This window comes from Thalassotalea sp. SU-HH00458, from assembly GCF_040362795.1.
Taxonomy (GTDB): Bacteria; Pseudomonadota; Gammaproteobacteria; order Enterobacterales; family Alteromonadaceae; genus Thalassotalea_H; species Thalassotalea_H castellviae.
The window spans coordinates 33,946-59,837 of record NZ_BAABWW010000011.1 but is presented as its reverse complement, the minus strand read 5'-3'; the positions used below and the strand labels follow the sequence as shown (position 1 = coordinate 59,837).

The window sequence follows — 25,892 nt, the reverse complement described above, 5'->3', positions numbered from 1 at the left end:
AGTATGAAGCACTTTAAAAATAACTTTAGCCCAATTACAAAGGCTTTACTGCTAGGTGGTATTATGTCTTTTCCTGCATTAGCCAATGCAGAAGAAGCCAATGAAGCAGTTGAACGAATTGAAATTACAGGATCAAAAATCAAGCGAGCTGATATGGAATCAGCTAGTCCTGTTTCTATTATTACCGCTGCTGAAATAAGCATGTCCGGTATTTCAAACGTTGAAAACTTATTACAAGAAATGTCTTTTTCAGCAGGTGTTGCTGGTAATGCGACCAACGCTTATTGGACAAGTGGTGGTTATGGTACAGCACAAGTAAATCTTCGAGGGATGGGAATTAAGCGCACACTTGTTTTATTTAATGGAAGAAGAGTTGTTGGTGGGGGGACTGGAGCAAACAGTTCTGTCGATTTAAATATGGTTCCAACTTCAATGGTTGAGCGTATTGAAGTATTGAAAGATGGTGCTTCGGCAATTTATGGCGCTGATGCTGTTGCTGGTGTAGTAAATATCATCACTAAAAAGGATTTTGAAGGTGCAGAGCTTAATATTAAAGCTGGTATTACTGACGAAGGGGATGGTGAAAACCAAGATATTAATCTTACCTTAGGTGGAGATTTTGAACGAGGTAATGCAGTTTTAAGTTTAAATTACACTAATACTGAAGCAGTTCGTCAATCAGATCGTATCGATTGTGCTAAATTTGGTACAGAAGAAGGAAAATTTCAATGTTTTGGTAGTGGTACAACTGAAGGGGGGAGAGCATTACTGGCAGATGGTAGTCAGGTCCAATTTAGCCAAGATGAGAACAATGGTGATGCATATGGTCCATACAATAGTGAAGAGCATGGGTTTGAATGGATCCCTTATTTGAATGCTGTTAGTCCTATGGAACGCATCAATATTTCAAGTTTTGTTAACTATGAAGTGAATGATTCAATACGTTTATTTACAGAAACTATGTATACAAAACGTAAAGGTAAGCAAATTGTTACGCCTCGCAATGGGTTTGCAGGTATAAAAGTATCTCAAGATTTTGCTTATAACCCAACTGGTCAAGATTTAGAGTTTCAAAGTCGCCGGAATACAGAGTTAGGTGCCCCCTTCTTTTTCCAAGAAACTGATACTATTCGTATAGTATTAGGCCTTGAAGGTGACTTTGATAATGGTTGGGGATGGGATTTTGCTTTTAATTATGGCAGAAATACAGGAACAGACGGATGGACTTTTGATATCGACCCAGCTAAAGCTGCACAGACTTTAGATGATAGTATTTGTACTTATGATAATAGTAATGGTATTCCTTGTGGGGATTGGTTTGGTGTAAACCAGCTAGATCAGGGTGTTATTGACTATGTTAAGTATCGCCGAGAAGGAACAGGTGGTAATGAGATGCGTAGTTGGACTGCTAATATTTATGGTGATTTATTTGAATTGCCAGCAGGTGTATTAGGGTTTGCTGCTGGTGTAGAACACCGAGCTGAAGATGGCTGGCGTGACCCTGATTCAACTGTGTTAGCTAATGGTAATGAAGATCCTATTAGTGGTAGTTATGATGTTAGTGAAGCATTCATCGAGTTATCCGTTCCGTTATTAGCCGATATGCCCTTGGTAGAAAACTTAACGGCAGAAATGGCAATGCGTTATTCTGATTACAGTACGGTTGGTGCTGAATCTACGTATAAACTTGGTATTACATGGAAAGTTAATGATGCATTAATGATCCGTGGTGTGCAGTCTACAGCATTTCGTGCTCCCGTTATCACTGAGTTATTTGGTGGTACTAATGGAGAAAACTTAAGAACTATAGATCCTTGTGAGAATGCTACAGGGGCAATTGCTGCTAATTGTTTAGCAGACGGAGTTCCTGCTGACTTTGTTCAAGACGGTACAACTGTTTTAACAAGTGTTGGTGGAAATCCGGAACTTGGTGCAGAATCAGCAGATACAACTACTATAGGTATTGTGTGGGAGCCTGAATTTGTTAAAGGTTTATCTACTACGTTTGATTACTTTAATATAGAAATTGAAGATTCTATTACTTCAGTAAATGGTTCTGATATGTTGAAGTTATGTTATGAAGATCCTGTAGGAAACTCACAATTTTGTGATACTTTTACTCGTCATCAAGTGACTAAGCAAGTTAATCAACTTCAGCAACGCCCTGTAAATGCAGCCGTAGAAAAAGTTAGTGGTATTGATTTTAATATTGCATATAAATTTGAATTATTTGGTTATGATGCCAAAACAAATTTGGATGTGACGCGTTTATTAGATCATGAAAGTACACCTTTTGCAGGACAGCCGACTATTGATAAGGTTGGGTATATCACTGAAGATCAAGGTAGTTATACAGAGTGGCGCAGTAACTTTAGCTTGTCATTAATAAGCGATGATTGGATGGCTAGTTATTCTCTGCGTTATATTGGTGGTGCTGATGATGTAAATGGAAATGACTTTGATCCTCTTGGTAAGTCTGTCGATTCAATAACTTATTCTGATATTTCAGCGTCGTATATGTTTAATGATGAACTGACTATTTCGGCAGGTATTGACAACTTATTAGATGAAGAAGCGCCATATTTAACCTCTTGGAATGATGCTAATACCGATGTGATGACTTACGATTTACTCGGTCGTAGAGGTTTTGTAAAAATGTCTTATCGTTTTTAAAGCCCTTTGATAGCTTAAGCTTGTCACACCTCCCTGGGTGACAAGCTTTTTTTATATATGAAATAAAAGGTTATTTTTTGATATTAATTTTAATTGTATTTACTTTTTTATATTCACCATTTACGTTTTCTAAGAATGTGGAACTGGTCTTTCAATGTAGTGTTCAAGGATATTTGGCCACGGTTTTATAGTTTAGTCAGTATCAAGTTAGGTATTGCTACATGCTCTTTAGATGCCTTTTTATAAGCATGTTGCGGCATTTGACAACTAACCAATTCAAGCTGTTTCATCAGCCTTGTCTCACGATACCAGCATAACTAAATGCCTCGCTGAGTAACAATTTCACTCATCGATTTAGCACCTGCTGAGCCGCCATTTTAATTATGTGTAGCTTTGACTTCAGCTTGTAACACTAATTCATCGGCTAGAATACTTTTATCTCAGACTGCCCAGTATTTAAAGCTACTACGATGTACATTAAATACTTCACACAATAATTTCACTGTGTATTTTGCTTTATGGCTCTGGTTGAGCTTTTCGAATAATTCGAATAATTAGAATTATTCAGTGAATCTGGCATCAACAGCGCCGTAGTTTTTTTAGAATTTCCTATTCTAATACAATACATTCTATCTTTTTCAAACTCACTTATTTTTAATCGATCTGGCGTCATAGGTGACTTGACTTTATTCTTTTAACTGTTTGATCCATTTGCCAATCGTTGAATAACCAACATTCATCGCCTTAGCAGTTTCTTCATAAGTGTAACCATGATCAAAAACTAATTGTGCTGATTCTAAACAAAATTCTGAGCTGAAATTTTTACGTGAATGTTTTGCCATTTTCTATTCCTAATTCGGTTATGAGATAGAACGTAGCATCCTCTAATTAGGTGGCCAAAATCACTTTATCACTACAAAGGGAGTAACACTTCAAAACGTGATGGATGGGAATCATCTGCAAAACCAAAGTCTTATGCTGAAGTGCAGAAAACTTGGTTTTTGTCATCTTTTGGCTTAATTACCAATTTAAGGGGAGGACTGCTTAATCACGGAGTTTTGTACTAAGTAGCTCACTTAAATAAATTGTTATTTTGATGTTAAAAGGCACTGTTAAATTTTTTCAACAGTGCTTTTGGATAACGACGTTTGCAGCTTTTTACATTGACTAATGCCTTGGTTTATTTGTGCTAATAATCGTGCTAAATCTTCTGTTTTATGAGAAATATAAAAGCTTATTTCTTTATTATCGATTTGAAAAATATTGGCGCCTTTTAGTAACTTCTCATCCATATTAGACAACACAGTTATTGGTAATATTGCTCCTTCAACTCTTGATTGCGTGGCCATTTTTACGGCTTGAACATAGGAGTCTACTTCATGAGGAATAGCATTCAAATTCTCAATCATATCGATAATATTAGAGTGCCTTAACCCCGCAATTTGTTTGTCTGATAAATCGCTCAACTTATTCAATACGGGATTTGCAGTAATGAAAAAATAGCTAATATTTAACAGTGGGTTAGCATAGGTAGCTATTTCACTGCGGTTAATGGTTTTAGCTAAGCCAACGGCGATATCTATTTCTCCACTCTCTAATTGAAATAAGAGTCTGGCTACGGGGAGAGCACGAGAATCATACTGAATATGTGAGACATCTAAAGCACATTGAAAAATTTCACCAATACTACCTTGAATTTTATTGTCTTGATAAAAAAAATCAGGGCCTCCTGAACTATTCACACCTAATTTATATTTTGCTGAATAAACAGCGAAACTAAATAAGGAGCTTAACCCTAAATAAATGGTAAGCAATGCGGTAACTCGAGCTCTCATAAATGAATCATTATTCCTTAGCATTTGCATTTACTTCAACAACTGAACATCCATGTTAAATTAAACGATAAATTATCAACTCATTACCGCTATTTTATATTTATGCAATTTATTAGCATAAATATCAATAGTTTTTATTGTTTATTTTGAGGGAGTGCTAGATGGTTTATCGACAAAGTGCCTATCTTTACCAATAAATTTAGGCGTTTGAATTGATAGCACTTTTAATGGCGATTGTGAGGTTACCTTTACGGAATGAACAACGCCTTTATTTACGCGGATAAAATCACCGGGTTTTACGATTTGTTTAGTTTCATCTAAATAAAACAATCCTTCTCCTTCTAATACATAAATAAGTTCTGTGTGTTCTTTATGAAGATGTGCTTTTACTTCATTACGAACAAAAATAATAAATTCAGTGGCACTTTCACTGCTGCCAAGTTCATGTATATGCAAATTTTTCATGTCTTTAGGAGGAGTATAAGTACTTAAATCGGTGCCTGCATAGGCTTTTGTACTTAACAAACAAATAACGAAAAGGAATAACAAATGTACGATCAATTTCATGGTTAATATAATGTAAATTAAATGTATTGATATAGTTATAACAGAAAAAAGTTCATCGTGTGAATTTACATTTTAATTTACCTGTTATTTTGTGTTTACTTGGCGCTATTGTTTATTGGCTTGTTTATTGTGCAATGCCAGTTTGCTTAACGATTTCTCAATAAAAATCATTTACGTTATGCTACTGTGTAGCACAATATCGAGTATGAATAATGATTAAGGCGTTGAGCATTATGATTGAACACAGAGAGCTTCGTAGTATTTGTCATGCATCACTAGGAACAAAAAATGTCGGGCAAGCAAAAGCTTTTTATCAACCGTTATTAAAAACCCTAGCGATAGAGTTAGTCTGTGAATATGAACATGCTGTTGCCTTTGGAAAGGGCGGCTACCCTGAATTTTGGCTGCAAATTCCTTTTGATAAAAAAATGGCGAGCCAAGGTAATGGTGTACATTTTGGTTTTGTTGCTACAAGCCAAGAACAGGTTGATAATTTTTATCAACAAGCGCTTGCCTTAGGAGCAAAAGATAACGGAAAGCCCGGAGAAAGACCTGAATATGGTGATAAATATTATGGCTGTTTTGTCTTAGACCTAGAAGGCAATAAAATTGAGGCATGTTATTGGAAATTGTCAGATTAATTTAGCAGGAATATTTACTATTTGTTTGATTCGCAATAGAAAATAACAATCTAGTTGGTAACATAAATAAATAATTAAATTTGACTTTATCATTGTCTTAACTTCGTTTTATACTGATGCCCTGAAAAATTTCATCTTCAAAAACATTAATAATTAAAGGTATTACATTGGTTAGAGATTATTTCAATTTATCAAAATTGCTTCAATCTCTAGTGATGATTGTTTTACTCTTGATAACGCGTGAGTCAACTGCTTGGCAAGTTATCGAAAATAGTACCTTTGATGCTTTCATTGAAAAAGCCGAATCACTAAAAGATACCAATGCTGCACAAGCCTTTAATTTTCTTAATAAACAAAGTCATGACCTTTCTTCGTTATCAATAGAGAACCAATTAATTTTCAATAAATTATTAACAGAACTTTATGTCGAACAAGCACAATACCAGCAAGGTATTAAATTAGCTGATGAGGCATTAACGTTAGCAAGGCGTTTATCAAGTCCTAGTATTACTACTTCTGAATTACTTTATGCCCGCGGTTTTGCCATCGAAAGCTTGGGAGATTATCAAGCGGCACGTGAAGACTATATACAAGGGTTGGAGATTGCTGACTCCTTAAATAATAAAAAAATAGTCGCGGTAGGTTTAATTAATCTAGGAGCATTAGACTATTTAATGGAGCAGTTTGACCGCGCGCTAATTATGTTTAATGACGCATTGGCCATTGCCCAAAGTATTAATGATGATGAGTTGTCCGGATATATTTATGGCGAAATGGGAATTTTATATAGCTTGATAAATCAGGAAGATAAATCCTTGTCGTATCATAAAAAAGCTTACGAATTCTATGTAAAAGCCGGAAAATCGTTATACGCTATCAATACTTTACGAAATATAGCGTCAAGTTACTCTATAAATGAGAAATACGAAGCTGCCATCACGGTTTATCAACAAATACTCGAACATATCGATGAAATTTCAAATAACGAATTGATCGCTTCTGTATATTCGGGCATGGCTTGGGCACATGTAAAGCAAAAAGATAGTGATCCTGAGGCGTCTTATCAATATATGTTAATTGCGAGTCAATATATTGAACAAACGGAACAAGTCGATATTCCTATTGCTCATGCACTTGATAAAGGGTATTTATTTTTGGAATTAGGACGTTATCAAGAAGCGTTAAACAATATGCATGTTGCTACCGAATATTTGAAACAATATGAAGGTAGCGAGAAAAAAGTTGTCAATACTATTTCTAAGTTAGATTTACTGTATTTAAAAGCGGAAACTTATTACAAGATTGAAGATTTTAAACAAGCTTATCAAGCGCAAGACGAATTTATCACCTTTGCATTGTCATTACCTGAAAAAAGTAATGTAGATGAAATTGAAGATCTTCGCATGCGATATGAAAGTGAGCAAGCTGATCTACAATCTAAAATTTTACAACAAAAAGAATCCGTTCAATCTTTATTATTATCGGAAGCTCAAAGTGATGTGCAAAACCGTAGAATATTCATGATAATTTTTGCCATTATCGCTTTAATCCTTGCATGGATATTGATCAAAATTATTCGTGGTCAGAAAAAAATGTTACTTGCTTCAATGCGCGATAGTTTAACGAATGTGACCAATCGTTGTTACTTGATGCAGTTAGGCGAAGAATTAATTTATCACGCAAAAGATAAAAAATTACCGTTAAGTATTTTTATATTAGATATCGATAATTTAAAAAGTATCAATAACATTAAGGGGTATCACAGAGGGGATTTAACACTGAAGTTTATTGCTCAGCTTGGCAAGTCACACCTGCGTGAAAATGACCTGTTCGGCAGACTTGATAACGATAAATTTGTCGCTGTGCTACCCGATACTGAACAAGCTTCAGCTCAAAAAATGGCTGAAGAAATACGTCTGTCATTAGCACAACAAGCAAAGCTTAATAAAGATTTACAAGAGGTGACTATCAGTGCTGGCGTTACTCAGTACCTTGAAATTAACCATGCAAATTTTGAAGTTTTATTATCCGCGGCGAATGAATTGCGCGTTAAGGCAAAAGGTCTTGGTGGAAATAAGGTGTTCATAGATGATTAATGTCACTAGTTTGAAATTAATTGGCTTTTTGCTGCTGATTGTGATGTTTACACTTAGCGCGGAAGAGCAGTTAAATAATGCTCCACTCTTATCTGATACAAAACCAGCCGTTCAATCTAGCTTACTAAATAATGATGAACCACTGCCGGTGAATGCTAGGATCCTTTCATTGCTTGAATTGAGTGAAAAATCCCCTGGACAAGCCGAGCAATTATTACCTAAAGTTGACGATATTAGTCATAGTTTTAATGCGGCTGAAAAATACCTGATGTTGATTATTCGCGCGAATATTATTCGCGAGAGTCATGAACAACATAAAGCAATTAATTGGTTAAAAAAGGCGTTATCACTCGAAGATAAAATTGCAACTATGCAATTAATTCAGCCACAATTTAACCAAATACATACCAAGCTCGCAAACAGTTATGCCCAAATTGGTCAATATGAATTGGCATATCAACAAAAGAATAATTATTTAGATAAATATCGTGATTATCGTAAGTTTTTACGCGAACAACGTTTAGCAAAACTTAATGCTAAATATGATACTGACCTTAAAGTAAAAGCGAATGAATTATTAAAAACAGAACATGAGTTGCAACATTTACAATTAAAAGAAACTGAAAAAGAAGTCGCGATTCAGCAACGAAATATAGGGATTTTGCTGATCACCGCAATTATTTTTATTGCGCTTTTGATCAGACAATTAAAAATAAATACCGCGTTAAAACAACTTACTGAGCGTGATAATTTAACTCAGCTATTAAATCGACAGTCTTGCTTTGAACAAGGCGAATTATTGTTAGAAGCCGCTTTAAAATATCAGCATGATCTCAGTGTCATCCTATTAGATATTGACTTTTTCGAACGTATCAATCAAGAGTATGGCTGTGTTATTGGTGATGAATTGATTAACGCGATTAGTCAATTAGGCAAAGAGTCGATTCGTCCTCGCGATATTTTTGCTCGAATCGCGGGTGAAGAGTTTGCGGTTATTTTACCTCAAACCAACCATGAACAAGCAAAAGCCATTGCCGAACGTTTTCGTGAAAAAGTACAACAATATCGTTACACTTATCAAGAAGAGTTTCTTCAGATAACGATCAGCATTGGTGTTGCGAGTTTGTCACAAACGGAACAAAATTTTGATGCATTAGTTAATGCCGCAGATGAAGCGTTAATGGCGGCAAAAAATACCGGTCGTAATCAAGTCTGTAGCTATATTAAGCAAGATTGATAATATTTATCAAATTCTAAAACTTTCTTTCGATCAGCTATTTTTTCCTATGTGATAATCAGCTAAGCTAGTGCAGAGATATAAAGGTTGAACTTCACTTTAATCTAATCAAATTAATAATAATTAAACTGCTTTTTAGTCTTTTTTACATTTAAAGAACGGCATGTTTTCAATAATGTTTAATATTAAAAAGAAAATTTACGCTCAGCGTTTACTTGTTGATTAAAACTCAACCAATAAACAGAAGCTAAGTCGTTTATATTGGGAAAATTTATCCATGTCTGATGCGCTTGATTATAGTCTTGATGGTATTGAACAACGACCATTACGACAATTTACAGAAGAAGCTTATTTAAATTACTCCATGTACGTTATCATGGATAGAGCTTTGCCACATATTGGCGATGGTTTAAAACCAGTACAACGTCGTATAGTTTATGCCATGTCAGAACTTGGTTTGTCGGCTGCAGCGAAATATAAAAAGTCAGCTCGAACTGTTGGTGATGTGTTAGGTAAATTTCATCCGCATGGTGATTCCGCCTGTTATGAAGCTATGGTGTTGATGGCGCAGCCATTTTCTTATCGTTATCCTTTAGTTGATGGTCAAGGTAACTGGGGTGCCCCAGACGATCCTAAGTCTTTTGCCGCGATGCGTTATACCGAGTCTCGTTTATCTCGCTTTAGTGAAGTGTTATTAAGTGAACTTGGCCAAGGTACGGTTGATTGGTTACCTAATTTTGATGGCACGATGAAAGAGCCAAAAACGTTGCCTGCGCGTCTCCCTCATATTATGCTAAACGGTATTACGGGGATTGCCGTGGGTATGGCAACGGATATACCGCCACATAATGTCAAAGAAATGGCTAACGCCTGTGTCAAACTGATCGAATCACCTAAAACTGAAATTACCGAATTATTAGAGGTTGTAAAAGGCCCCGACTATCCAACTGATGCAGAAATCATCACTCCAGCTGCCGATATTGAAAAAATATATCAAACTGGCCGTGGTAGCATCAAAATGCGGGCAGTTTATGATATCGAACACGGTGAGGTGGTGATAACCGCCTTACCTCATCAAGCATCAGGTGGGAAAATATTAGAACAAATAGCCGCGCAAATGACCGCGAAAAAGCTACCTATGGTTGTAGATTTACGTGATGAGTCGGATCATGAAAATCCAACGCGATTAGTCGTTGTTCCTCGTTCAAATCGCGTAGATATAGAACAATTAATGCAACATCTTTTTGCCACTACCGACTTAGAAAAAAACTATCGTGTTAACCTCAACATGATTGGTTTAAATAATAAGCCTGCGGTTAAAAATTTAAAAAGTATTTTATCTGAATGGATTGAGTTTCGCCGTGAAACTATTCGACGACGTTTGCAATATCGTTTAGATAAAGTACTTGCGCGGTTGCATATTTTAGACGGTTTATTGATTGCGTATTTAAATATTGATGAAGTTATTGAAATTATACGTAATTATGATGAACCGAAAGTAGAATTAATGTCTCGCTTTTCGCTTTCACAAATTCAAGCGGAAGCGATTTTAGAAATTAAACTACGTCAATTGGCGAAGTTAGAAGAAATTAAAATTCGTGCAGAGCAAGATGAATTAAATCAAGAACGCGAAAAGTTAGAGAAGATATTGGGCTCCAATGCACGAATGAATACCTTAATGAAAAAGGAAATTCTTGAAGCTGCAGAAAAATATGGAGATGAACGTCGCTCGAAAATTATTGAACGTACCGAGGCAAAAGCATTATCAGAAAAAGATTTAGTACCAAGTGAACCTGTTACTGTTGTTGTTTCTGAAAAGGGCTGGGCTCGTTGTGCTAAAGGGCATGACATTGATGCGAAAATGTTAAGCTATAAAGCTGGAGATGAATATTTATGTTCAGCGAAAGGGCGAAGTAATCGACCTGTTGTATTTATCGATTCTTCAGGTCGGGCTTATACCACTGACGCGCATACTTTGCCTACTGCTCGAAGCCAAGGCGAACCTTTAACGGGACGTTTCAATTTATCCGCCGGTGAGAACTTTGAGCAAACGTTAATGGCAGATGACAATGCGAATTACTTATTGAGCAGCGATGCTGGTTATGGGTTTGTTGGTAAGTTTTCAGATATGATCAGCCGCAACAAAAACGGTAAAGCATTACTTAGTTTACCGGCAAACGCTAAAGTGATCAGACCTAAGCTTATTCAAAACCTTGAAAAAGCGTTAGTACTTGCCATTACTACCGAAGGAAGAATGTTGGTTTTCCCTGTAAAAGATTTACCGATATTGAGTAAAGGTAAAGGTAATAAAATTATCAATATTTCGTCTGCGCGCGCAAAGTCACGCGAAGAGTTTGTGACACTTCTTGAGGTTATCACGGATCAAGACGCCGTGACTTTACATGCTGGTAAACGAAAATTAACCCTCAAAGCAAGTGATATAGAACACTATCGTGGTGAAAGGGGTAGACGAGGTAATAAATTACCACGAGGCTTACAGCGAGTCGATCGCGTTGAAGTAGAGTCGCCGGTTAACGTTGCACAGGATGACACTGAAGCACCTGATACAGGTGGCGAATAAGGTACCAGTAAATTATCGTTTAGTTTAACTTTGATCTGTTAATTAAGCTTTATTTATTCTCCGCACTATTAATTCACATAGATTGGCATAGTCATAGGCTTAGTAATGTAACGTTTGTCGTTACTTGCTAAGCCTAATTACATTCTAGCGTTTTAATTACCTAGGAAATAGCTTTCACACATTCGTGACAATTCAACGTAATTCCTACGTTATATTCAAATTTTGTCATAAATCTGTCATCTAAAACTCCTAAACTTTTAGGTGAAAGGAGATTTCTGTGTATAAAATTATTCAAAATATTATCCGTGATAAAAAAATAACAGTGGTTTTTCAGCCCATCTTTGATATTACTAATCAAACTATCGTTGGTTATGAAGCATTATCTAGGGGCCCTCTAGATAGCATTTATTACGCGCCTGATGTGTTATTTAAAGCAGCTACTGATTGTGGTTTATTATCTGAGCTTGAAATATTATGTCGTGATACTGCAATTCAACAATTTGCTCACTTACAATTGGAAGGAAAATTATTTCTTAATGTAAGTCCGTTGGTGTTATTAGATAAAGCCCACCCACAAGGTGAAACGATAAAACTTGTTGAGAAGGCTGGGTTAGATTGTCGAAGGATCGTCATTGAATTGAGTGAAAAATATCCTTTCCCAAACGCAGAAACTTTGAGTCTTGCGCTAGCAAAATATCGAGAATTTGGCTTTGATGTCGCTATTGACGATCTTGGTGCTGGGTATTCAGGTTTAAAAATGTGGAGCCAATTACGGCCAGATATTGTTAAAGTTGATCGTTACTTTGTTGAAAACTGCCACCTTGATAACTTTAAAAGAAAATTTCTTAAAGCAATATTTGAATTAGCAAAATCGGCACAAGCAAAGGTCGTGGTTGAAGGTATCGAAAGCTTTGAAGAATATGAACTCTTAAGGCAATTAGGAATGAGTTATGCGCAAGGGTTTTATTTAGCTAAACCAAACGCAAACCCTATTCGTCATTACCCGCAATGGCTTGAACAAGACTCGCTTTACTTAAAGTTAAATGCCTGAAAAAGTAAGGGTTAAGTTTTTACATTTTGCATTGATTTAATTAATTGGCAGAGTTTGGTAATTTTTATATTTGATAATTGTCGGTAGTCAAAGTAAGGGCAAATTATTAAATTTTTATCGGTATTGATAGCAAACTCTGTGGATAGCCAGTGACAAGTTTCAGCAAGTTCTAACTTACTCGCATAGGTTTTTCCCATAATAATTGAAATGTTTTTTGGTGACGTATTATGACGCATTAAGTGTGGTAATATCTCTGCCGCTGTTACCTTAAATAATAAATTCTCATTACTGTGGCCTTGCAGTAGTGCATTATCTCGATAGTCTTGCCACGATTTATAATGTGGCTTGGTTAGTTCAAAGACGAGTTTTGCATAAACATTAAATATTTTACGCCAATGATTGCCGGTAAGATCTGCGATCATTTTAATCTCCCCGTTTTGCATTGGTCTACATGCGGATAACGAGAGGTATGACTCTAACGGTGGAGTATTCTCAATATAAACATTTAATTGTGCAGCTGGATTACCAAGCCCGATTAGTGACATTTTATTACTGCTATATTTTTATGTTTGCAATAAAAAACCCAGTAAAAACTGGGTTTTAGTTTAAACGTTTTAATTAGCTTAAAACTCGTCCAACATATACTCTAGCGAGTCTTCATAGACTTTTAGGTCTTTTTCAAGTTGGAACTTTTCTTTCAGTTGTTCTATTTCACGCCATTTTCTTTTTTTATTACTATTGGTTGCGGCTTTTGGTTGTTTACCAAGTGAGCCAACGACTTCATTTAGCTTATCCATGGAATGCTCCTTTTTTCTACAACTGCATGATTTTTTTATCATACTATCCTGAAAAATTGAAACATTTTTTTTAAGTTTTTAGCCAAGTGAATGAATAGTAACCTTTTTTATTTTTATTTTTATAATAGTGCTGAAAGTTGTTTTTCTAATTTCACTTGGTCAATAGCAAAATTTCTGATCCCTTCTGATAACTTTTCAGTTGCCATCGCATCTTCATTCATTAACCAACGAAAATCTGCTTCGGATAGTGGCGACTCTTTTGCTATGGCTGGCTGATCATTAAATAATTTTTGCTCAACTGGCTCTTGAGAGTTAGCTAATTCATCTAAAAGTTGAGGGCTAATGGTTAATCGGTCACAGCCTGCTAACGCTAAAATTTCACCACTATTTCTAAAACTCGCGCCCATAACCACTGTTTGGTAACCTTTAGCTTTGTAATAATTATAAATTTTACTTACTGACAATACACCTGGATCTTCTGCTGCTGGATATGCTGTTTTCCCAGTGTCTTTTTTGTACCAATCTAAGATACGACCAACAAATGGAGAAATTAAATATGCGCCCGCTTCAGCACAAGCTTGCGCTTGAGCAAAACTAAATAATAAGGTTAAGTTGCAATTAATGCCGGAATTTTCTAACTGTTCGGCTGCTTTGATCCCTTCCCATGTTGAGGCTAATTTTATTAAAATTCTATCATTACTAATGCCGGCTTCGTTATACATAGCAATAAGTTTATGTGCTTTTTCAATTGACGCTTGAGTATCAAACGATAAACGGGCATCAACTTCCGTAGAAATACGGCCAGGGATTATTTTTAAAATTTCTAAACCAATTAATACCGATAATTTATCTGCCGCGTCAATCACTTGTTGCTCAGCATTGTCGGATTGTGCCTTTGCCCAAGTTACAGCTTGGTCCAATAAATGTTGATAGCTTTCTATCGAAGCAGCTTTAAGAAGTAATGAAGGATTAGTTGTCGCATCTTGTGGATGAAATTTTGCGATAGCTTCAATGTCGCCAGTATCAGCAACAACCGTCGTCATTTTTTTTAACTGTTCTAGTTGGTTTGTCATCATATTTTCCTTTGATTAAATGTGAAAAGTGTACCGATTAAGCGTTGAGCAAATCGTAAATAATATGACAAGCGGCTTATTTCTGGTGTGACTTCGATAATTACTCAAATTATCGATTATGAACATTTGAGTTCGAACACTAATTTGTATCAAATCCTAGCAAATTAGCAAGTAGCTTTTGTGAATTTTTAATAAATAATTAGATTATTTATTTATGCGATAGATCGCGATTTCATCGATTTAAATCCGACCTCGCTATGATATAGTATCGACAATTTTAATTGAGTTGGATCCGTTATGTTACTTGTTGTCTCTCCTGCAAAAAATTTAGATTATGAATCTCCTTTAACGACAGATAAATTTTCACAACCTGAATTATTATCGCATAGCCAATTATTAATAGAAGAATGCGTCAAACTTTCTCCTGCAGAGATATCTTCCTTAATGGGGATCAGCGATAAATTAGCCGGACTAAATGCCGCAAGATTCGGACAATGGTCACAACCTTTTACTACTGAAAATGCTCGTCCAGCAGTGTTGGCGTTTAATGGTGATGTATACACAGGGCTAGATGCAAAAACTTTAACGGATGCTGATTTTGAGTACGCACAACAGCATATGAGAATATTGTCGGGATTATATGGTTTACTTAAGCCCTTAGATTTAATGCAAGCTTATCGGCTAGAAATGGGCACTAAGCTTAATAACGATCGTGGTACTAATTTATATCAATTCTGGGGCGAGTTAATTACTGAGAAGCTAAATCAAGCACTTGCAGAGCAAGGAGATAATATTTTAGTGAACCTAGCGTCAAATGAATACTTTAAAGCTGTGAAGAAAAAGTCATTACAAGCTGATTTGATCACGCCGGCTTTTAAAGATTGGAAAAATGGTCAATATAAAATGATCAGTTTTTTCGCGAAAAAAGCACGTGGATTAATGGCTAGATATATTATTGAAAATCAAGTGAATTCATTAGCAGAATTAAAAGGGTTTGCGGTAGCGGGGTATAGCTTTAATGAAGACTTATCAAAAGGGAATGATTGGGTTTTCACGCGTAAAGAGGTCGAATAACTCACTCATTTTGGTTATTCAAAATAGTAATTTAACCCTAAGTACAAGTAACTACCATTAAAACCAAAGGGTGTAGAGCGGCGAGAATATTTAAATACGCCAGGGCTGCTGACTATTTCATTGCCTTGTTCGTCTACTATAGTGCCCGCATGTGAATTTGCGATGGTATTTTTATCGGGAGTGACATTGAAGAGGTTGTTTACTCCCACATACCAAGATATTTGTCGATTAAATTGGTGTTTTACTTGTATGTCGGTCAATATTTCAGCGCCGTAGGTTTGTTTGCCGCCATCCGTTATGGTGTATTTTCCGTAACGGTTAACATTAAAATTCACTGACCAATTATTTAATAGATAAGTTGCATTGACACTCATTCTATTCTTGGGCTGCCATTCTTCTATAATCGAAATATCTTGTTCTGAAAAAACTTGCTCAATTGACAGCGCATTCAATACAGTTGAGTTTGGCACATAGCGTTTACTGACATCCGTGTCGGTTATATTTCCGGCAAATGTTAAGTCAAAATTACCATTGAATAAAGGTGTTTTCCAACTAGCAATGACATCTAAACCTCTCGTTTCTGTATTGACCCCGTTAAGGAAAACCTGCGCTTTATCGACGTGGTTTTGCTGTAATAATTCTGTTAATTCTGTCGACAGTCCAACTCCTAATTTATTACTGATAACGATGCGGTCATCAATATCAATCGCATAATAATCAAGCGTGACGTTGAATTTATCGGTAAAATTAAACACACTTCCAAAGGTAAAGTTTGTTGATTTTTCTTCTGTTAATTGTGGTACACCAATCAGGGATGCGAGCGGACTATCGTTTCTAAAGGTACCTATTTGTTCTGCGGTAAAGTGCTCGTCATCATCAACAATAAATTGGGTACTGATATTATTAAAATAAAGTTGCTGCATAGAAGGGGCTCTAAACCCAGTACTGATAGAACTGCGTAAGGTGATTAATTCATTGAGACGCCAATGAGTAGCAAGTTTAATATTCGAGGTATCGCCAAAGTCATTATAATTATCATACCTTAAGGCACCATCAAACGTGATATTTTCAATTAATTCACTGTTTAGCTCTAAATATAAAGAGCTTACTTGTCTAGACTCGTGAACAGATGAATTTGTTGAAATACCAGGAAAACCTTGAATTCCGCCTAAAGCATTATGGTCAAAATAGGCACTATCGCCATGACTATCATAATCAAAATAACTATATTTCTCTCCAGGACTGACTTGATACTTATCTTTTCTTATTTCAGCACCTATGGCGAGAGAAAAGTACTCATAAATACGCCTTACATCAATATTTAAGGTTTGTAATGATAAAGATAACGAATACGCATCTGCCGATTGTGGTAGTTGACTTCTAATTTGTTCTGGGCTCAACAACCCTTGTGAATTTAGTAGGTTAACATATGAAGCATTCAGCGAGTTTTTAGTGCGATAATCGATCGTATTTTCACCCTGTGTGAATGAAATATCTATCGCTGTATCATTACTAAGTTCTGTTTTAAATCCTAAATTAAAGGACGTGTCAGTAATATCTGAATGAATATAAGGTAAATAGCCATTAGGTCTAACGGCTATATTATCTTGCAAAATAGGATTTGCTAGCTCATTGGCACTGTGGCGGAAAAAAGCAGCAGAATTATTTCTTCGTTTAGAATATAAAGCGAAACTATATAATTCACCAGTCTTGATTGGGTAATTAGCGTTATAAGCTAAACTTAATTGCTGATACGCAGGATCGCCAATTTTAAAGGTATTTCTATTGGCTGTTTTTTCTTTTTGATCAGTGGCAAGATAGTCGCCATTTTCAAGTTTCAAACAATCTTGATACTGACAACTACCATGTAACCCAGAGCGGTCGGTTGCTTGATGTGTAAGATAACTCAAACTTGTATTAAAAAATCCATGTTCATTGAGTGTAAAGCCTTTATTTATACTTACATCAAAGGTATTACCGTCACCTTGCTGATATTGACCAATAGTTGAGTGAAAACTGCCGGTGTTCGCTGAATCTTTTAATACGATATTAATGACACCTGCAATGGCGTCTGAGCCATATTGAGCCGCAGCGCCATCACGTAGTATCTCTATACGTTTTATGGCAGATAAAGGGATGGTATTTAAGTCAGCTCCTGCAGTGCCTCGGCCTACGGAAGTATTGATATGAAGTAAGCTTGCATGATGTCGGCGTTTACCATTTACTAAAATCAAGGTTTGATCAGGTCCTAATCCTCTTAATGTTGCAGGTTTTAATACATCTGTGCCGTCGCTTATCGAAGAACTGGCAAAATTGAATGAAGGCGCAATACTTTGCAGCATTTTACCAACTTCAAATTCACCGGTATTCTTTAAACTTTGCTGGGAGAGAATATCTACGGGGACCGGTAACTCTTGAAGACTTCTTGCGATATTTCTACTACCAACAATCGCTATTTTTTCAATGTGCTCTTGTTGTTGATGTGTTCTTGTTCTTTGCAGTGAAGGTGTCTTAGACGGTAATGGTGAGATATTATTACTTTCGGATTGTAAATTTATAAACGAGCTGTCTTCGATTATCTGCAATTGATTATTTTTAATCACAGAGGTTAACCCTGAATTTCTTAACAATTTTCGTAGTGCTTGAGTAAAACTGTAATAGCCCTTAAGTGTATTAGTTTGATAGTTTCTAGTTAATTCATACGAAAAAATAATCGTTTTATCGGTTTTTTTTGCAAAGGTTATTAATGCTTGATCCGCAGGTTGCTGTTGAATATCAAACAGAAACAGCTTTTCGGCGAAGCTGTTATTGCTAATACAAAGCCATAATATTGCGATGCTAGCAATTTTATTTTTCTTACAGAATAAGAATGTTTTCATGGTGTTAAAGTATTGTTTAATACCTGAAACATACGGCTGCCAAAATAACATCAAGCGAAAAAGTTACCTATTTGGTGATTTAAATGTTTGATATATTGGCAGTATAGACTTTTTTAAGATTAAGCAGAAGTGATTAAGAAGGATTCTCTGCTTTACTTAATTGAATTGAATTTGTGGCATTAAATTTATATTTAATATTGAAGTTATTTGCCAGCGATTCTAGTAAGCCATTGATATCACCAGCTTTAAAATAACCCGCTATTTTTATTTTGCTAACATCGTCGTTGGCAATCTCAAATTGAATCTTGTTATAACGACTAACTTCACTGAGTGCTTCTTTTAGAGTTTCACCTGAAAATATTAACATGCCTTGTTGCCAAGATAATTCTTGTTCCGCTTGGGCTTGTGATAATGAGAACGTTGCTTGTTGTTGTTTATTTTCAATCACCGTTTTTTCGCCGTCTGTGATGATCATACTGGAGTCATGTTTTGCACGTTCTGTTTCTATCAAAGAAGCAAGTTTTTTGCTCGGTAATTGATTACTAACTAGCACTTGTCCTTCGCTGACATAGAGCTCCATATCGAGTTCATTATTTTTTTGAATATTAAACACTGTACCGAGCGCCGTGAACGATTTATTACCGGTATTGACGGTAAAAGGTCGAGTTTTATCTTTGGCAACGTCAAAAAGAGCTTCACCATACAACAAGTGTATATTGCGATGGTTCTTATTGTAATTTACCGTGATTTTAGAATGAGTATTTAATGTGACTTTACTACCATCAGGTAATAAAAACTCATGTTGTTCACCAATGCGAGTCTGATAATTCATCATTTGATTTTCAGCGGGAAATACTGAAATTGTTGATATTGACTGACCGAGTAAAATCGCCATTAGAGATAATAAAAGCATTATTAAAAATAAACTTTTAGCACTTAAACCACTTAAACGGTCATTTTTCTCTAAAGGAAATACACCATTTAGCTCATTTAATTCTTTGATGTTATCGAAAACAGATGTCGCTTTATATAGTGCTTGATGGTGAAGAGGGTTTTGATTAAGCCATGCAATTAGTTGTGGTTTTTCAGAGTCGGTTAATCCACGATTTAAACAACGCACCCAAGTTCGCGCTTGTTGTTTAATTTGTTGGTTGATTAATCGATTTGACACTTTGGTTGCTTTCCTTAATAACGGCAAAATATCTGGATATTAGCGTATATGTTTTTACTGATTACTATAAATAATAGTATACAATTTCAACAGATGATATTTTCACCGAAATTAATGGACTAAGCAAGTAATATTGAGCAGATGTTCAATATTACTTGTTTATGATCATCTTTTCGCGGATCGTTTGGCTTGTTTTTTCGCTTTAGCTTTCATTTGTGCTTTTGATTTTTTGACTTTCGGTTTCTTTAATGCAACTTTTGCTTCTTTATATTTAGGCCGTAAATCTTCTATCACTCTACGAGGCAATTTATCGCCTATATAACGTTCAATTTTAGCCACAACCGCCATATCATGTGCTTCTACTAATGAAATTGCCGTGCCTTTATTACCCGCTCGACCGGTTCGACCAATACGATGTACATAAATATCGGCTTTTCTAGGCATATCAAAATTAATCACATGGGTGATGTCATCAATATCTAAGCCTCGTGCTGCTACATCCGTGGCAACTAATACATTTATCTGTGCATTGCGTAAACGTTCAACTGCTTTATTTCTCTTATCTTGTGCCATTTTACCTTCTAACCAAGCACAAGGAATGTCTTCCGCGTATAGTTTGCCAGAAAGGTATTGCACGGTTTCACGCTTATTGGCAAAAACCACCGCTCGTTTAATTTCTTCTTGCTTCAATAAGTGAGCTAGTAAGGCAAATTTATGATCTTTATCATCGGCTAAATGAAGCCATTGATGAATCTTAGCTTTTTCTTTACGTGAAGGGTTCGATTCAAGAAATATCGGATCGTTGAGTATTTCTTTTGAAAACTTAACCACGCCTGCACCTTCGAGTGTGGCTGAGAAAAGCATTGTTTGTTTACGCCATCTTGCTTCGGCAATAATTCGATTTATCGTTTCAGCAAAACCCATGTCTAACATGCGATCAGCTTCATCAAGCACTAGAATTTCTATTTCACGCGCGTCAAACTGCTCATTTTCAATGTATTCAAGTAACCGACCAGGGGTAGCAATTAAAATATCGGTGGTTTCATTTAAAATTTCTTTGTGACTACCATAGTTAACACCACCGGTGATCACGCCACTTTTTATTTTAGTTAACGCCGTTAAGTTTTCACTTTGTTCATGTATCTGTAACGCTAACTCACGAGTTGGCGATAAAATTAGTACACGTGGAAAACCCGGTTTTGTTCTTGGGTAATCGAGTAAATGCTGAGCAACGGGTAAAATAAATGCGGCAGTTTTTCCTGTTCCTGTCGGTGCAGATGCTAACACATCTTTCCCCGCCATCGCGGCAGGTAAAACTAGCGATTGAATGGAAGTAGGTTTAGTATAACCGGCATTGTTTATGCCGCCTAGGAGTTCTGAATCTAGGTCAAACTGCTCAAACATAGTGATTTTAGGCTCGAAATTAAGATGTGCAGATTATAGTGGTAAAGTCGTCAATAACCTATAGTGCACGTTAAAAAGTTTATAATTTAATTGATTAACTGGATAATACGTCTTGTATTTCATTGTGTATTTGTTGGCACCATGAGCTAATACGTGTATCGCTGTCATTATATTGGTTATCTTCATCCAAAGCTAAACCAACAAAGTGGCTTTTATCAGCTGTTAACGCTTTAGAAGCGGCAAATTCATAACCTTGGTTTGGCCATAAACCGATAACATATCCACCTTGAGCGATAACTTTGTCATGTAACATTCCCAAAGCATCTTGAAACCATTCGGTGTAACCGATTTGATCGCCCATGCCGTATAACGCAACAATTTTACCGTTAAGATCTAGATGATCTATTTCATCCCAATGGCTTTCCCAATCTTCCTGAATCTCGCCATAATCCCACGTTGAAATACCAAAAATGAGTAAATCAAACTTCTCGCTTTCAGCTAATGGTATATCTTTTAGGTTAAATAATTGCACGACACCATCATCAAATTGGCTTTGAATTTTTTCGGCAGCAATTTCTGTATAACAAGTCGTTGAGCCATAAAAAAGTCCAATTTCCATGCTTTCTTCCTAGCTAGTTATTTGGGAAATATAATGGCGCGCAGTTTATCAGATCGAGCTATTAACAAGCTAGCAAGGATTAAAAAAATTATAGGAATTTTTAATGGGGCGATTGAAGCCGGAAATACCAGTATAAAAATTGATTTTTTATCAAATACCCTGTAATTTTGTCGCCTCTGTTACGGTCTGCTTGATCGTGTCTTGGTTTCTTTTAAATTGATTGTTATAAACCTTGTGTAAAAGAGATTAATTAAAATATATATTGGGAATTTCTATGTTTAAATATCGCGCTTTCGTTTTTTTGATCAGTAGCTTGTTTTGCGTGACTCATGCTTTAGCTCAAGTAGATAATACACTTTCAGAAAAAGCACAAGCTGAGATTAAGAAAACACTCGCATCTAGCATTAACTTAGAGATTCAATCCGTTAAAGCATCTCCATTTCCTGCGCTTGTTGAAGTAGTGACCAAACAAGGTTTATTTTACGCTAGTAAAGACGGGCAATTTTTAGTGCAAGGTAAGCTTTATGGCATTGGCAGTAATGATGTGATTAATCATACTGAAGATAGCTTAGCTGAATTACGCATTGAAGGATTAAAACAATTTAGCGATGACATGATTGTCTACCCCGCTAAAAATGAAAAGCATCAAATCACTGTTTTTACAGATATTACCTGTGGTTATTGTCGTAAAATGCATAAGCAAATTGAACAATATAATGAGTTAGGGATCACAGTTAAATATATGGCATACCCACGAGCAGGTGTGACTGATCAGTTAGGTAGATTATCGCAAGGTTTTAAAGATTTACGTTCTATATGGTGCCATGAACAGCCAAATGAAGCGTTAACTAAAGCTAAGTTAGGGGCATCTGTAGCACAAAGAATTTGTGAAAGCCCAGTGGAGGCCGAGTTTAATTTTGGCCGTCAAGTGGGTGTGAATTCTACTCCTGCTATTATTTTTCCTAATGGACTTTTGTTACCGGGCTATCGCCAGCCTGCCGATTTATTACAAATACTTGAAAGTATCAACACTGAAAGCTAGTTGCATGACACGCTACTTAAATGCTCAACTTTAACTAGGCAGATGTGTTTATATGAATAAAGTGATTGTGCGACGTGAAAAGGTAGATGATAGCTTTTTGCCAGCATCGCTACATCCAGTTATTAAACAAATATATGCCTCGCGTGGTGTGCAATCGTCGAATGAATTAACCCTTAAAGCTAACCAGTTAATTTCTGTTGAGCAATTAGCTGGTATCCATGATGCTTGCACAATACTTTATCAAGCGATGGTTGCGAATCAAACGATTGTTATTGTTGGTGATTTTGATGCTGATGGCGCAACAAGTACTGCTTTAATGATGACAGCGTTATCGATGTTTGGATATACAAATCATCAATTTTTAGTGCCAAATCGTTTTGAATATGGATATGGCTTAACGCCAGAAATCGTCAATATTGCATATCAACAAGGTGCTGAACTATTAATTACTGTGGATAGTGGTATTAGTTGCATTGCTGGCGTTGAAAAGGCTAAATCATTAGGTTTAAAAGTCATTGTGACTGATCATCATTTACAAGGTAAGTCGTTACCTCCAGCTGATGCTATTATTAATCCTAATCAACACCAATGCAGCTTTCCCAGTAAAGCGCTAGCAGGTGTTGGAGTGGCGTTTTATTTTATGTTAGCGATGAGAAAATATTTACGCGAACAAAACTGGTTTTTTTCCCACGAAAATAACGCTCAGCCAGAGTCATCTCAAGATGCTGATTTATCTGAAAATCAATCACTACAAAATGATGTGAACAATCATGATAGTAGCAACCAATTCAATACGTCTAAGCCTAAAATTACTGAGCCAAACATTGCACAACTATTAGATCTTGTCGCTTTAGGTACCGTGGCTGATGTGGTTTCGCTAGACGCAAATAATCGAATTTTAGTGGAGCAAGGCTTAAAACGAATAAGAGCAGGGCACACTCGCCCTGGTATTCAAGCGTTAATTGAAATAGCAGGAAAGAATCAACAACGGTTAATGGCCAGTGACTTTGGTTTTGCGCTAGGTCCACGTATTAATGCCGCAGGGCGTTTAGATGATATGGCTTATGGAATTAACTGTTTATTAGCTGCTGATTTGATGTCGGCAAGAGTGATGGCGGCAGAGTTGGATAGTTTAAATAAGTCACGTCGTGAAATTGAGCAAGGCATGCAACATGAAGCCGAAACTATCATGAAGCAACTTAACTTTACCGAAGAAAATTTACCTTATGCTATCTCTTTGTTTAATGAGCAATGGCATCAAGGTGTCATTGGCATAGTCGCAGGAAGATTAAAGGAAAAGTTTCATCGCCCAAGTATTGTTTTTGCCCAAAGTGACAATGGTCTAGAACTTAAAGGTTCGGCAAGGTCAATTCCGGGTCTGCATATAAGAGATTTATTAGAACATATCGATAGCCAACATCCAGGGCTTATTGCTAAATTTGGTGGTCATGCCATGGCTGCTGGATTGACCATTTTAAAAGAAAATTTTGCACTTTTTCAGCAACACTTTCATGATTATGCCAAACAATGGTTAGATCATGATTTACTTGAAGGAAAAGTTTATTCAGATGGTTCATTATCATTAACTGAAATGACGCTAGATTTTGCAGAAAAAATTAGACACGCGGGACCATGGGGGCAAAATTTCCTTGAACCGGTATTTGACGATGAATTCACATTGATACAACAAAGAATCGTTGGTGAAAAGCATCTTAAAATGGTGGTGGAAAAACAAGGACAAGTCTTTGATGCTATTGCTTTTAATATTAACGTAAAACAATGGCCTAATCATAATGCAAGCCGAGTATATTTATGTTATCGACTCGATATTAATGAATTTCGAGGCAAGCAATCGTTACAATTAATGGTTGAGTATTTAACTCTTTCCGCATAAGTATCTTTGCTTTCCCTTCGAGAAAAATACTTCCTGATAAATTGCGACACGCAAGCGTTTATTTACCCGTGTAATTAAGCTACAATGCGCGACTATTTTACTATTCAAATTGGCCAATGTTTTTGGCGGTGTAAAAAGAAAATTAAGCATGCTTGAAGTAAACCCTGTTTTAAATAAAATTAAAGAAATTCGTGAGCGTACAGATATGCTTAGGGGGTACCTTTGACTACGATCAGAAATCTGAGCGTTTAGTTGAAGTTGTTCGCGAATTAGAAGCCCCTGAAATTTGGAATGAACCTGAGCGAGCTCAAGCATTAGGCAGAGAACGTGCTGGTTTAGAAGCAGTTGTGGAAACTATCGACCAAATGGACTCAGGTTGTGAAGATATTGAGGGGCTTGTAGAGCTCGCCGTTGAAGAAAACGATGAAGAAACCTTTGAAGACGCACAAGCAGAAATTCAAACGTTAGAAGCAAGTTTAGAGAAATTAGAATTTCGTCGAATGTTTTCTGGCGAACAAGACGCTAATAATTGTTATTTAGATATTCAGTCAGGTTCGGGTGGCACTGAAGCGCAAGATTGGGCCGAAATGCTAATGCGGATGTATCTTCGTTGGGGAGAAGCGCACGGCTTTAAAACTGAAGCCATTGAAGTGACAGATGGTGATGTAGCGGGGATCAAAGGTTGTACTATTAAGTATACCGGTGAATATGCATTTGGTTGGTTAAGAACGGAAACTGGCGTTCATCGACTCGTTCGTAAATCACCATTTGATTCAAGTGGTCGTCGTCATACATCTTTTGCCTCAGCGTTTATTTATCCGGAAATTGATGACAATATCGAAATAGACATTAATCCTGCTGATTTGCGTGTCGATACGTTTAGAGCATCTGGTGCGGGTGGTCAACACGTTAATAAAACAGATTCTGCTATTCGTTTAACCCATATTCCCACCGGAGCGGTTGTTGCTTGTCAGGCGGATCGTTCACAACATAAAAACCGTGCTACAGCGATGAAGCTATTAAAAGCTAAGTTGTATGAAATGGAAATGCAGAAACAAAATGAAGGCAAGCAAGAATTAGAAGATGGTAAATCGGATATCGGTTGGGGCAGTCAAATACGTTCATATGTATTAGACGACAGTCGAATCAAAGATCTACGTACTGGGGTTGAAAACCGTAATACGCAAGCCGTATTAGATGGCGACCTCGATAAATTTTTAGAAGCGAGTTTAAAGTCTGGCTTATAACGACTTTATTA

Annotated in this window: 21 protein-coding genes; 11 read left to right on the top strand and 10 right to left on the bottom strand. The window is 36.4% G+C overall.

All coding sequences use genetic code 11. The features are described 5' to 3' along the window. The first annotated feature begins 3 nt into the window (after positions 1–3). Entirely contained in the window at positions 4–2,673 is a 2,670-nt protein-coding gene (locus tag ABXH06_RS15655; RefSeq protein WP_311580168.1) for a TonB-dependent receptor domain-containing protein, read from the top strand. Positions 2,674–3,359: 686 nt separating this feature from the next. Here the strand turns inward: ABXH06_RS15655 and ABXH06_RS15650 are convergent. From ABXH06_RS15650 to ABXH06_RS15640, 3 genes are all read right to left on the bottom strand, one after another. Then, positions 3,360–3,515: a transposase gene (locus ABXH06_RS15650; protein WP_311580171.1), complete on the bottom strand. Its 156-nt coding sequence runs from the start codon at positions 3,513–3,515 to the stop codon at positions 3,360–3,362. 270 nt (positions 3,516–3,785) lie between these two features. Beyond that, on the bottom strand, positions 3,786–4,508 hold the full coding sequence (locus ABXH06_RS15645) for a type 2 periplasmic-binding domain-containing protein (protein ID WP_311580174.1): 723 nt from the start codon (positions 4,506–4,508) through the stop codon (positions 3,786–3,788). Between the two features lie 141 nt (positions 4,509–4,649). Continuing rightward, positions 4,650–5,075, bottom strand: a complete 426-nt coding sequence (locus ABXH06_RS15640; protein ID WP_353518803.1) for a cupin domain-containing protein — start codon at positions 5,073–5,075, stop codon at positions 4,650–4,652. Positions 5,076–5,308: 233 nt separating this feature from the next. Here ABXH06_RS15640 and ABXH06_RS15635 point away from each other — a divergent pair, with 233 nt between their 5' ends. From ABXH06_RS15635 to ABXH06_RS15615, 5 genes are all read left to right on the top strand, one after another. Then, positions 5,309–5,716 carry a VOC family protein gene (locus ABXH06_RS15635; protein ID WP_311580180.1) on the top strand — a complete coding sequence of 136 codons (408 nt, stop codon included), beginning with the start codon at positions 5,309–5,311 and terminating at the stop codon, positions 5,714–5,716. A 167-nt stretch (positions 5,717–5,883) separates the two neighbouring features. After that, positions 5,884–7,812 carry a GGDEF domain-containing protein gene (locus ABXH06_RS15630; RefSeq protein WP_353518802.1) on the top strand — a complete coding sequence of 643 codons (1,929 nt, stop codon included), beginning with the start codon at positions 5,884–5,886 and terminating at the stop codon, positions 7,810–7,812. Next, positions 7,805–9,049 carry a GGDEF domain-containing protein gene (locus ABXH06_RS15625; RefSeq protein ID WP_353518801.1) on the top strand — a complete coding sequence of 415 codons (1,245 nt, stop codon included), beginning with the start codon at positions 7,805–7,807 and terminating at the stop codon, positions 9,047–9,049. Before ABXH06_RS15630 ends, ABXH06_RS15625 begins: the two co-directional genes overlap by 8 nt. A 277-nt stretch (positions 9,050–9,326) precedes the next feature. Continuing rightward, positions 9,327–11,630: a DNA topoisomerase IV subunit A gene (gene parC, locus ABXH06_RS15620; RefSeq protein WP_353518800.1), complete on the top strand. Its 2,304-nt coding sequence runs from the start codon at positions 9,327–9,329 to the stop codon at positions 11,628–11,630. A gap of 277 nt (positions 11,631–11,907) precedes the next feature. Further along, on the top strand, positions 11,908–12,681 hold the full coding sequence (locus ABXH06_RS15615; protein ID WP_353518799.1) for an EAL domain-containing protein: 774 nt from the start codon (positions 11,908–11,910) through the stop codon (positions 12,679–12,681). A gap of 11 nt (positions 12,682–12,692) precedes the next feature. Here ABXH06_RS15615 and ABXH06_RS15610 read toward each other — a convergent pair whose 3' ends face one another. From ABXH06_RS15610 to tal, 3 genes are all read right to left on the bottom strand, one after another. Further along, positions 12,693–13,226, bottom strand: coding sequence for a DUF6942 family protein (locus ABXH06_RS15610; protein ID WP_353518798.1), 534 nt, complete (start codon positions 13,224–13,226; stop codon positions 12,693–12,695). A 78-nt stretch (positions 13,227–13,304) separates the two neighbouring features. Beyond that, positions 13,305–13,478, bottom strand: a complete 174-nt coding sequence (locus ABXH06_RS15605) for a DUF3545 family protein (RefSeq protein WP_311580196.1) — start codon at positions 13,476–13,478, stop codon at positions 13,305–13,307. Between the two features lie 119 nt (positions 13,479–13,597). Then, positions 13,598–14,551: a transaldolase gene (gene tal, locus ABXH06_RS15600; RefSeq protein WP_353518838.1), complete on the bottom strand. Its 954-nt coding sequence runs from the start codon at positions 14,549–14,551 to the stop codon at positions 13,598–13,600. 297 nt (positions 14,552–14,848) lie between these two features. On the opposite strand from tal, the gene yaaA reads away from it, so the two are divergent. Continuing rightward, positions 14,849–15,625, top strand: coding sequence for a peroxide stress protein YaaA (gene yaaA / locus ABXH06_RS15595; protein WP_311580202.1), 777 nt, complete (start codon positions 14,849–14,851; stop codon positions 15,623–15,625). Positions 15,626–15,639: 14 nt separating this feature from the next. Here yaaA and ABXH06_RS15590 read toward each other — a convergent pair whose 3' ends face one another. From ABXH06_RS15590 to fldB, 4 genes are all read right to left on the bottom strand, one after another. After that, complete coding sequence (locus ABXH06_RS15590; RefSeq protein ID WP_353518797.1) at positions 15,640–18,555, bottom strand: TonB-dependent receptor domain-containing protein; 2,916 nt, start codon at positions 18,553–18,555, stop codon at positions 15,640–15,642. An 82-nt stretch (positions 18,556–18,637) separates the two neighbouring features. Further along, entirely contained in the window at positions 18,638–19,675 is a 1,038-nt protein-coding gene (locus tag ABXH06_RS15585; RefSeq protein WP_311580208.1) for a FecR family protein, read from the bottom strand. Positions 19,676–19,840: 165 nt separating this feature from the next. Further along, positions 19,841–21,079: an ATP-dependent RNA helicase SrmB gene (gene srmB, locus ABXH06_RS15580; protein ID WP_311580212.1), complete on the bottom strand. Its 1,239-nt coding sequence runs from the start codon at positions 21,077–21,079 to the stop codon at positions 19,841–19,843. 94 nt (positions 21,080–21,173) lie between these two features. After that, the gene (gene fldB, locus ABXH06_RS15575) at positions 21,174–21,698 is read right to left on the bottom strand and encodes a flavodoxin FldB (RefSeq protein ID WP_353518796.1); all 525 of its coding nucleotides are present in this window, start codon (positions 21,696–21,698) and stop codon (positions 21,174–21,176) included. A 33-nt stretch (positions 21,699–21,731) separates the two neighbouring features. Between fldB and ABXH06_RS15570 the strand changes: the two genes are divergently transcribed. The 4 genes from ABXH06_RS15570 (at position 21,732) to prfB (ending at position 25,881) form a co-directional block, all read left to right on the top strand. Then, positions 21,732–21,863, top strand: coding sequence for a hypothetical protein (locus ABXH06_RS15570; protein WP_311580218.1), 132 nt, complete (start codon positions 21,732–21,734; stop codon positions 21,861–21,863). 109 nt (positions 21,864–21,972) lie between these two features. After that, positions 21,973–22,740, top strand: a complete 768-nt coding sequence (locus ABXH06_RS15565; RefSeq protein WP_353518795.1) for a thioredoxin fold domain-containing protein — start codon at positions 21,973–21,975, stop codon at positions 22,738–22,740. Between the two features lie 52 nt (positions 22,741–22,792). Beyond that, positions 22,793–24,634, top strand: coding sequence for a single-stranded-DNA-specific exonuclease RecJ (gene recJ / locus ABXH06_RS15560; protein ID WP_353518794.1), 1,842 nt, complete (start codon positions 22,793–22,795; stop codon positions 24,632–24,634). A 148-nt stretch (positions 24,635–24,782) separates the two neighbouring features. Next, positions 24,783–25,881 (top strand): peptide chain release factor 2 gene (gene prfB / locus ABXH06_RS15555; protein WP_311580229.1). Its coding sequence is split into 2 segments (ribosomal slippage): positions 24,783–24,857 and positions 24,859–25,881, totalling 1,098 coding nucleotides; the frame shifts between segments, so codons are not numbered across the junction. Positions 25,882–25,892: the final 11 nt, after the last annotated feature.

Coding starts and splice junctions, on each gene's coding strand:
- parC (WP_353518800.1), top strand. CDS start 9,327: ATGTCTGATGCGCTTGATTATAGTCTTGATGGTATTGAACAACGACCA.
- srmB (WP_311580212.1), bottom strand. CDS start 21,079: ATGTTTGAGCAGTTTGACCTAGATTCAGAACTCCTAGGCGGCATAAAC.
- ABXH06_RS15565 (WP_353518795.1), top strand. CDS start 21,973: ATGTTTAAATATCGCGCTTTCGTTTTTTTGATCAGTAGCTTGTTTTGC.
- ABXH06_RS15655 (WP_311580168.1), top strand. CDS start 4: ATGAAGCACTTTAAAAATAACTTTAGCCCAATTACAAAGGCTTTACTG.
- yaaA (WP_311580202.1), top strand. CDS start 14,849: ATGTTACTTGTTGTCTCTCCTGCAAAAAATTTAGATTATGAATCTCCT.
- ABXH06_RS15635 (WP_311580180.1), top strand. CDS start 5,309: ATGATTGAACACAGAGAGCTTCGTAGTATTTGTCATGCATCACTAGGA.
- ABXH06_RS15570 (WP_311580218.1), top strand. CDS start 21,732: ATGGCGCGCAGTTTATCAGATCGAGCTATTAACAAGCTAGCAAGGATT.
- ABXH06_RS15610 (WP_353518798.1), bottom strand. CDS start 13,226: ATGTCACTAATCGGGCTTGGTAATCCAGCTGCACAATTAAATGTTTAT.
- ABXH06_RS15650 (WP_311580171.1), bottom strand. CDS start 3,515: ATGGCAAAACATTCACGTAAAAATTTCAGCTCAGAATTTTGTTTAGAA.
- ABXH06_RS15640 (WP_353518803.1), bottom strand. CDS start 5,075: ATGAAATTGATCGTACATTTGTTATTCCTTTTCGTTATTTGTTTGTTA.
- recJ (WP_353518794.1), top strand. CDS start 22,793: ATGAATAAAGTGATTGTGCGACGTGAAAAGGTAGATGATAGCTTTTTG.
- ABXH06_RS15590 (WP_353518797.1), bottom strand. CDS start 18,555: ATGTTATTTTGGCAGCCGTATGTTTCAGGTATTAAACAATACTTTAAC.
- fldB (WP_353518796.1), bottom strand. CDS start 21,698: ATGGAAATTGGACTTTTTTATGGCTCAACGACTTGTTATACAGAAATT.
- ABXH06_RS15625 (WP_353518801.1), top strand. CDS start 7,805: ATGATTAATGTCACTAGTTTGAAATTAATTGGCTTTTTGCTGCTGATT.
- ABXH06_RS15645 (WP_311580174.1), bottom strand. CDS start 4,508: ATGAGAGCTCGAGTTACCGCATTGCTTACCATTTATTTAGGGTTAAGC.
- tal (WP_353518838.1), bottom strand. CDS start 14,551: ATGACAAACCAACTAGAACAGTTAAAAAAAATGACGACGGTTGTTGCT.
- ABXH06_RS15605 (WP_311580196.1), bottom strand. CDS start 13,478: ATGGATAAGCTAAATGAAGTCGTTGGCTCACTTGGTAAACAACCAAAA.